The sequence below is a fragment of the Polynucleobacter sp. MG-27-Goln-C1 genome, from assembly GCF_018881905.1.
In the GTDB taxonomy this organism is placed as follows: Bacteria; Pseudomonadota; Gammaproteobacteria; order Burkholderiales; family Burkholderiaceae; genus Polynucleobacter.
This window is the reverse complement of the sequence record NZ_JACVPM010000008.1, coordinates 1-7662: the sequence shown is the minus strand read 5'-3', so window position 1 is coordinate 7662 and position 7662 is coordinate 1. Positions and strand designations below refer to the sequence as shown.

At 45.2% G+C, this 7662-nt stretch carries 6 protein-coding genes; 5 read left to right on the top strand and 1 reads right to left on the bottom strand.

Going from position 1 to position 7662, the window contains the following annotated elements; all coding sequences use genetic code 11:
• Positions 1 to 266: 266 nt before the first annotated feature.
• Positions 267 to 1340, bottom strand: coding sequence for a substrate-binding domain-containing protein (locus tag ICN14_RS10315; RefSeq protein WP_216226393.1), 1074 nt, complete (start codon positions 1338 to 1340; stop codon positions 267 to 269).
• A gap of 107 nt (positions 1341 to 1447) precedes the next feature.
• Between ICN14_RS10315 and ICN14_RS10310 the strand changes: the two genes are divergently transcribed.
• Genes ICN14_RS10310 through ICN14_RS10290 form a run of 5 tightly spaced genes read left to right on the top strand, consistent with a single transcriptional unit; the run spans position 1448 to position 7437 of the window.
• On the top strand, positions 1448 to 1942 hold the full coding sequence (locus tag ICN14_RS10310; RefSeq protein ID WP_216226392.1) for a formate dehydrogenase subunit gamma: 495 nt from the start codon (positions 1448 to 1450) through the stop codon (positions 1940 to 1942).
• On the top strand, positions 1939 to 3522 hold the full coding sequence (locus ICN14_RS10305) for an NADH-quinone oxidoreductase subunit NuoF (protein ID WP_216226391.1): 1584 nt from the start codon (positions 1939 to 1941) through the stop codon (positions 3520 to 3522). Before ICN14_RS10310 ends, ICN14_RS10305 begins: the two co-directional genes overlap by 4 nt.
• Positions 3509 to 6361, top strand: coding sequence for a formate dehydrogenase subunit alpha (gene fdhF / locus ICN14_RS10300; protein WP_216226390.1), 2853 nt, complete (start codon positions 3509 to 3511; stop codon positions 6359 to 6361). The genes ICN14_RS10305 and fdhF overlap by 14 nt, the downstream gene beginning before the upstream one ends.
• An 11-nt stretch (positions 6362 to 6372) precedes the next feature.
• Positions 6373 to 7203 (top strand): formate dehydrogenase accessory sulfurtransferase FdhD, encoded by an 831-nt coding sequence (fdhD, locus tag ICN14_RS10295; RefSeq protein WP_216226389.1) that lies wholly within the window; start codon positions 6373 to 6375, stop codon positions 7201 to 7203.
• A gap of 9 nt (positions 7204 to 7212) precedes the next feature.
• The gene (locus tag ICN14_RS10290) at positions 7213 to 7437 is read left to right on the top strand and encodes a formate dehydrogenase subunit delta (RefSeq protein WP_216226388.1); all 225 of its coding nucleotides are present in this window, start codon (positions 7213 to 7215) and stop codon (positions 7435 to 7437) included.
• Positions 7438 to 7662: the final 225 nt, after the last annotated feature.

Sequence of the window (7662 nt, the reverse complement as noted above, 5' to 3'; positions counted from 1 at the left end):
CAATATCGGTCAAATTTATATCACTAGGTCAATAAATAAATTCCAAGATCTGATAGAAGCCCTTGCTTCGGCTGGATACCCTGCAGTTATTGACCTAGGTGGCGTATCCCCGTTTAGTCACAATAAAAGTGGTGATAGTTGCTGCTGCGGTTAGTGCCGCCTTATCCATTGGCGGAGGTGGTATTGCCTAGGCCAATATTTTATGCATGGTTTTGTGGCGGCACATAAACTTGTCATCAATGCTCCCGTAGCTTGCTTTATGGCAATTACTTTAGTCCTAGCTCCTCGTTGGCTCTTAAGATTTCAGATTTATGTACACACTGATAGCCAGCGATCTGATTTACTTCGTCTGCAAAAGATTTGCTTTGCATGATGGATAGCATTTCCTGTATCGCCGGCTGTTTCTCAGACTTCGCATCAAAAATCATATAGTAGTTTTCAGTTGCCATGGGTTGAAAATCCAGCCCAAAGTTTCGAGCACCCGTTTCGATTCCAAATCCCGCGTCAGCCATTCCGCTGGCGATATATGCAGCTACAGCCGCATGGGTAAATTCACCAGTTTCATAACCTTTGATTTTTGAGGAATCAATGTTTTCATTTTGAATGAGTAGGTCGAGCAGTGTTCTTGTGCCCGAAAAAGGTTGGCGATTCACGATAGAGACATCTTCTCTTGCAAAGTCTTTGATTGCGTGAATATTCTTTGGGTTTCCTTGAGCGGTAATAATGCCTTGCGTTCTGATTGCTAGATGGATAATTCGCTGCTCTTTAGGTTTTAGATATTTTGCATATTGTTTGATTACTATATCGCGTAGAGGGCCTATAGGAATATGAAAACCTGCCACATCGCAACTGCCTTTCCCTAGTGAAATCAATGCCTCCACACTTCCTTCGTACTTATATTCGATAGGATCTGCCATCGTTTGAAGTCTTTTGATAAGAGCGGCTACTGCAAATCCATGGCTAGCATGAATCCGAAATGGGGTTTGGTGTTGTGAAAGCGAGAAGTCAATTTCACGCTCTAGCTCCGAGGCAAGACTTTCGAGTGTTGGTGCCAGGCGCGCCTCTATGCGTTTATTCGCCCAAATGAGTTTTTGAGCAAAGGGCGTCAACTTTGTTCCGAGTCTGCGGGAGGTAATCAGAAGGGTGATACCGAATTCTTCCTCAAATTTTCTTAGTATTCCCCAGCCGTGCCTATAGGATAGGTTTTGGCTTTTGCAGGCAGCAACCAGGTTGCCGGAATGATCAATTTCGGTCAGTAGGCCAATGACCGCAGGAAGTGAAAGCGCCCCCCCGCTTTTTGAAGAAATAACCCATTCAGGGCGAATTGCAAACTTGAACATATATGTAATTTATATCTTATTGAAATATCTATTGAATCAGTATTAGTATCACTTAAAACAAATTTATAGCAATTATATATGCTATTAATAACATATAAAGAGTGGATATGACTAAGAATATTTCAATTAATTCTGCGGGTCACCAAGAGGGGGCCTATCAGATTGCATCTTCGTTGAAGCAGATGCAGGGGGCGCTCCTGCCAATACTTCATGCAATACAAGAAAAATATGGCTACGTTCCACCAGAAACGGTGACCATTATTGCCGGTGAGCTCAATTTATCTAGGGCCGAAGTTCATGGCGTAATTTCCTACTATCACCACTTTAGAGATAAGGCTCCAGGTAAAAACGTTATTCAAGTATGCATGGCTGAATCCTGTCAGGCAATGGGAGCTGTTGGCCTTGTAGAGCACATTGAAGAAAGACTTGATTGCAAAATGCATCAGACCAATGCATGTGGCTCGGTCACGCTTGAGCCTGTCTATTGCTTAGGTTTATGTGCTCAGTCTCCGGCGATCATGATTAACGAACAACTACACGCCAAAATGACGTCACAAAAAATAGACGCTTTACTTGCCGCATGTTTGGGAGAAATTCAATGAGCACCAAAGTTTATGTCCCAAGAGATTCGGCAGCACTCGCTGTTGGCGCTGATAGCGTAGCTAAAGCAATTGTTGCCGAGGGAATTCGTAGGGGTATCGAGGTTCAACTTATTCGCAATGGGTCTAGGGGATTATTGTGGATGGAGCCCTTAGTTGAGATTGAGACTCCAGATGGCCGGATCGGATATTCGGAAGTTTCCATGGGTGATGTCGTTTCATTATTCGATGCCAATTTTCTGAATGGTGGTCAGCATAAGAAACTTATTGGTCTTGTAGAGGAGATACCTTATTTAAAGAATCAAGAAAGGCTAACATTTGCACGTTGTGGAATTACAGATCCTATTTCAGTTTCTGACTATAAAAAACACATGGGTTATGAAGGTGTGGCGCGCGCACTTCAGATGACTCAAGAGTCAGTTGTGCAAGAGGTAAATGATTCAGGTTTGCGTGGTCGAGGCGGAGCAGCCTTTCCAACAGGGATTAAATGGAAGACCGTTTTAGGCGCTGTATCGGATCAAAAATATATTGTTTGTAATGCAGACGAAGGTGATTCGGGGACATTTGCCGATCGCATGATTATGGAGGGTGATCCACATTTATTGATTGAGGGAATGTTAATAGCTGGTATCGCTGTTGGGGCAAGCAAAGGATTTATTTATGTGCGCTCTGAATACCCGGAGGCCTTTTACGTTTTGCAAGAGGCGATCGCATCTGCAAAACAAGCCAATTATCTCGGGGTAGATATTCAAGGGTCAGGAAAAGAATTTGATCTTGAGGTACGCATGGCTGCAGGTAGTTATGTCTGCGGGGAAGAGACGGCGCTACTAGAGAGCCTTGAGGGCAGGCGTGGCATCGTTCGTGCAAAACCGCCACTTCCTGCTTTAGAGGGTCTATTTGGAAAGCCTACTGTAATAAACAACGTTCTTTCATTTGCCGCAGTTCCAACGATTTTGGCTCAAGGATCAAACTTCTATAAAAACTATGGCAGCGGTAGATCTCGCGGAACGCTACCTTTCCAGTTGGCAGGAAATCTTAAATACGGTGGCCTAGTAGAAAAAGCATTTGGTTTAAGTTTGCGCGAGCTTTTATTTAATTTTGGCGGGGGCACTGCAACAGGCAAAACAATGAAGGCTGTGCAGGTTGGCGGTCCGTTGGGAGCCTACTTACCCGAAGCGCAGTGGGATACGCCTATGGACTACGAAGCATTTGCCGCTATTGGGGCAGTGCTTGGTCATGGTGGTGTGGTCGCTTTTGATGAGACCGTAGACATGTCAAAGATGGCTCGCTATGCAATGGAGTTCTGTGCAATTGAGTCCTGCGGCAAATGCACTCCATGTCGAATAGGCTCAACCCGAGGGGTGGAAGTAGTCGATCGTATGAAGGCGGGTGATGAGCCTGAGTTACAAGAGGTGCTATTGCGTGACTTATGCGACACGATGCTCAATGGATCACTTTGCGCAATGGGTGGTATGACGCCATACCCAGTGCTATCAGCCCTCAATCATTATCCGAGTGATTTCAAGTCAAATTCAAATAACAAAACATCTGAGAAGCGCGGAGAAAAATATGAATCAGCTTAATGGTATTGACTTTGGTACCCCAAAGAGTGAATCTTCTGAGCTAATTACCCTAGAGATTGATGGCATTAACGTCACAGTTCCCAAGGGAACATCTGTCATGCGCGCGTCAGTTGAATCTGGCATTAATGTCCCCAAGCTATGTGCCACTGATAGCTTAGAAAGTTTTGGCTCATGTCGACTTTGTGTTGTCGAGATTGAGGGTCGCAGAGGGTTTCCTGCCTCGTGTACGACGCCTGCTGAAAATGGCATGAAGGTGAAAACACAATCACCCAAGTTGGCCTCACTGCGTAAGGGGGTGATGGAGCTCTATATTTCCGATCATCCATTAGATTGTTTGACTTGCCCGACCAATGGAAATTGTGAATTGCAAGATATGGCAGGGGTAGTTGGGCTCCGTGAGGTGCGTTATGGCTACGAAGGGAAAAACCATTTAGATCTCAAGAAAGACGAATCCAATCCCTACTTTACTTATGATGCATCAAAGTGCATTGTTTGCAACCGCTGTGTTCGTGCTTGTGAGGAGACCCAGGGTACATTTGCGTTAACTATTAGTGGTCGTGGTTTTGATTCTAGGGTTTCGCCTGGTCAAAATGAAGCGTTTATGGATTCTGAGTGCGTCTCTTGTGGCTCTTGCGTTCAAGCCTGTCCAACTGCGACGTTAACCGAAAAGTCGGTCATTGCATTAGGTCAGGCTGAGCACAGTGTTACAACTACTTGTGCTTATTGTGGAGTAGGTTGCTCATTTAATGCCGAAATGAAAGGCAGCGAGGTTGTTCGCATGGTGCCTAATAAAAATGGTGGCGCTAATCATGGACATTCATGCGTTAAAGGACGCTTTGCATGGGGATACGCAACCCACAAAGATCGTATGAATAAACCCATGATTCGAGCAAAGATCACAGACCCTTGGAAAGAGGTCAGTTGGGAAGAGGCTCTCACTTATGCTGCCAAAGAGTTTCGCCGCATTCAGGGGGTGTATGGAAAGGATTCGGTGGGCGGTATTACTTCTTCGCGATGCACAAATGAAGAAGTTTATTTAGTTCAGAAACTAATCCGTGCAGCTTTTGGAAATAACAATACTGATACTTGTGCCCGAGTGTGCCATTCTCCAACGGGTTATGGCCTTAAGCAGACAATTGGTGAATCAGCCGGTACGCAGACCTTTGATTCAGTCATGAAGTCAGACGTCATTATTGTGATGGGAGCCAATCCTGCAACAGGGCATCCTGTCTTTGCATCACAAATGAAACGCCGCTTGCGTCAGGGCGCTAAGCTAATTGTGATTGATCCGCGTACTACCGAAATGGTGAAATCACCGCATATCAAAGCTGAATACCATCTCAAGTTAAAGCCTGGCACCAATGTGGCTGTGGTCTCTGCTTTAGCTCACGTTATCGTTACTGAGGGCTTGCTCAAGGAGAAATATATTACTGAGCGTTGTGATCTAAAGTCTTATGCTGAGTGGAAAGAGTTTGTATCTAGACAGGAGAACTCTCCTGAAGCAATGGCTGAAATTACTGGTGTACCTGCAGAAATAATGCGTGGCGCTGCTCGCTTGTATGCCAAAGCAAATAATGGCGCCATTTACTATGGCCTGGGCGTAACTGAGCATGCTCAAGGGTCTACAACAGTGATGGGGATTGCAAACTTGGCGATGGTCACGGGCAATGTGGGGCGCGAGGGTGTCGGCATTAACCCATTGCGCGGTCAGAACAATGTACAGGGTTCATGCGATATGGGTTCATTCCCACACGAGTTGCCTGGTTATCGTCATGTATCAGATGCAACTACACGAATGCTTTTTGAGGATGCTTGGGGGGTAAAGCTTGACCCGGAGCCAGGTTTGCGTATTCCGAATATGTTTGAAGCTGCTTTGGACGGCACTTTTAAGGGTCTCTATTGTGTTGGAGAGGATATTATTCAATCCGACCCTAACACACAGCATGTTGTATCCGCACTGGAGTCCATGGAATGTATTGTTGTGCAGGACTTATTTCTAAATGAAACAGCGAAATACGCTCATGTATTTTTGCCAGGATCTTCATTCTTAGAAAAAGATGGTACGTTCACGAATGCAGAGCGCCGTATTTCTCGTGTTCGCAAGGTGATGCCCGCACAAGCAGGAAAATCTGATTGGGAAACAACACAAGCCCTATCTAATGCTTTGGGCTATCCGATGAACTATAGCCACCCATCTGAGATCATGGATGAAATTGCCAAATTGACGCCAACCTTTCATGGCGTGAGTTATCCGAGGTTAGATGAGTTGGAGAGTATTCAATGGCCATGCAATGCAGAGTCACCAGAAGGCACTCCAACAATGCACATTGATGAGTTTGTCCGCGGTAAGGGTAGATTCATCATTACACAATATGTTGCAACCGATGAGAAGGTGACACGCAAGTTCCCATTGATACTGACTACTGGCCGCATTCTTTCCCAATACAATGTTGGTGCACAAACCCGTAGAACTGAAAATAATCAGTTCTATAGTGAAGATCGGCTGGAGATTCATCCTCATGATGCGGAAGAGCGCAATATTAAAGAGAATGATTGGGTTGGTATTGAGTCGAGAGCGGGTCAAACAGTATTGCGCGCAACGATCACCGAGAATGTTCAGCCAGGGGTTGTTTATACAACTTTCCACTTTCCAGAGTCGGGGGCAAACGTAATTACGACTGATAACTCAGATTGGGCAACTAATTGCCCAGAATATAAGGTGACGGCAGTGCAGGTAATGCCTGTTACCCAGCCTTCTGAATGGCAAAGAGAGTTCAAGCAATTTGATGAGCTTCAGCAAGCGCTATTGCATGCTGCACAAGCACCCATTCATTCTTGAGGTCTGAGAAGATGAATACAGCAGAAATAGATGTTGCATCCACTGTTCTTGAGAAGCTCAAGGTAGATCGCTGGAAAAACTTTACTCACAGTACCTCACAAGATTTGGTGGCTGTAGAAACGCCGGTTGCTATCGAGTACAACGGTATTTCTCATGCGGTCATGTTGGCTTCACCAGCCGATCTAAAAGATTTTGCATTGGGCTTTTCGTTAACAGAGGGCATTGTCAAAAGCGTTGATGAAATGTATGACTGTGAAGTATTCCACCAGGCAGATGGTGTGGTTGTTAAGGTAGAAATTTCTTCAAAGCGTTTTATGGATTTGAAGAATAGGAGGCGGAACCTTGCTGGTAAAACGGGTTGCGGCTTATGTGGAGTGGAAACTATCGAACAAGCGGTACGCCACCATGAGCCCGTAATTCACAGAAATCATATCTCGGAGCTTCTGCTCGCAAATGGTATGCAAAAGATGCAAGATTTGCAGCCTATGCATCAAAGTTGTGGAGCTACCCATGCTGCCGCTTGGATGGGTCTTGAAGGAGACATTATTTGTGTGCGTGAAGATGTAGGTCGCCACAATGCCTTGGATAAATTAATTGGCAATCTCTCGTATCGGGGGGTTGATTTCTCGAAAGGGGTTGTCTTGATAACAAGTAGGGCAAGTTACGAGATGGTTCAAAAATGTGCCAGCATGGATATTGGGCTTATTGCTGCCATCTCTGCGCCCACTAGCCTTGCTGCAAGATTGGCTAAAGACTCTGGCGTCACCTTGGTTGGATATATGCGTGAACATAGCTACGTGGCCTATGCGCATCCTGAGCGAATTACAAAAGAATACAAGTAGGGAATAAAGATGGATGTTCAGAACCTAATTAAGATGGCAAATCAAATTGGTACATTCTTTGAGTCTATGCCAGATAAGAAAGAGGCACAGGAAGGTGTTGCTAATCACATACAGAAGTTTTGGGATCCTAGAATGCGCAAAGCATTCTTGGGTGCTATCGACTCAAATCAAGACAAGGCTCTTAGCGACTTTGTTAGAGAGGCAGTAAGCTCACATCGTGTGCATCTATCCTGAGTGAACAACCCTATGGATACAGTCAAGGCGGTTAAGGCTAGCGCAACGGTTGGGGTCCTGGATGGGGTGGGTATAACGGCTACTCTGGAGTTCAAACAAATCAGGAGCTTTATTCAGCCTGCATGAAGGCGCGTGGCTATAGTTGGCAAACAGATAAAGTACCGAGTCAATAAGACTTCAATTTCGTTGATGGAAGGATTGCTTTGCCATAGTCTGCTATGAGTC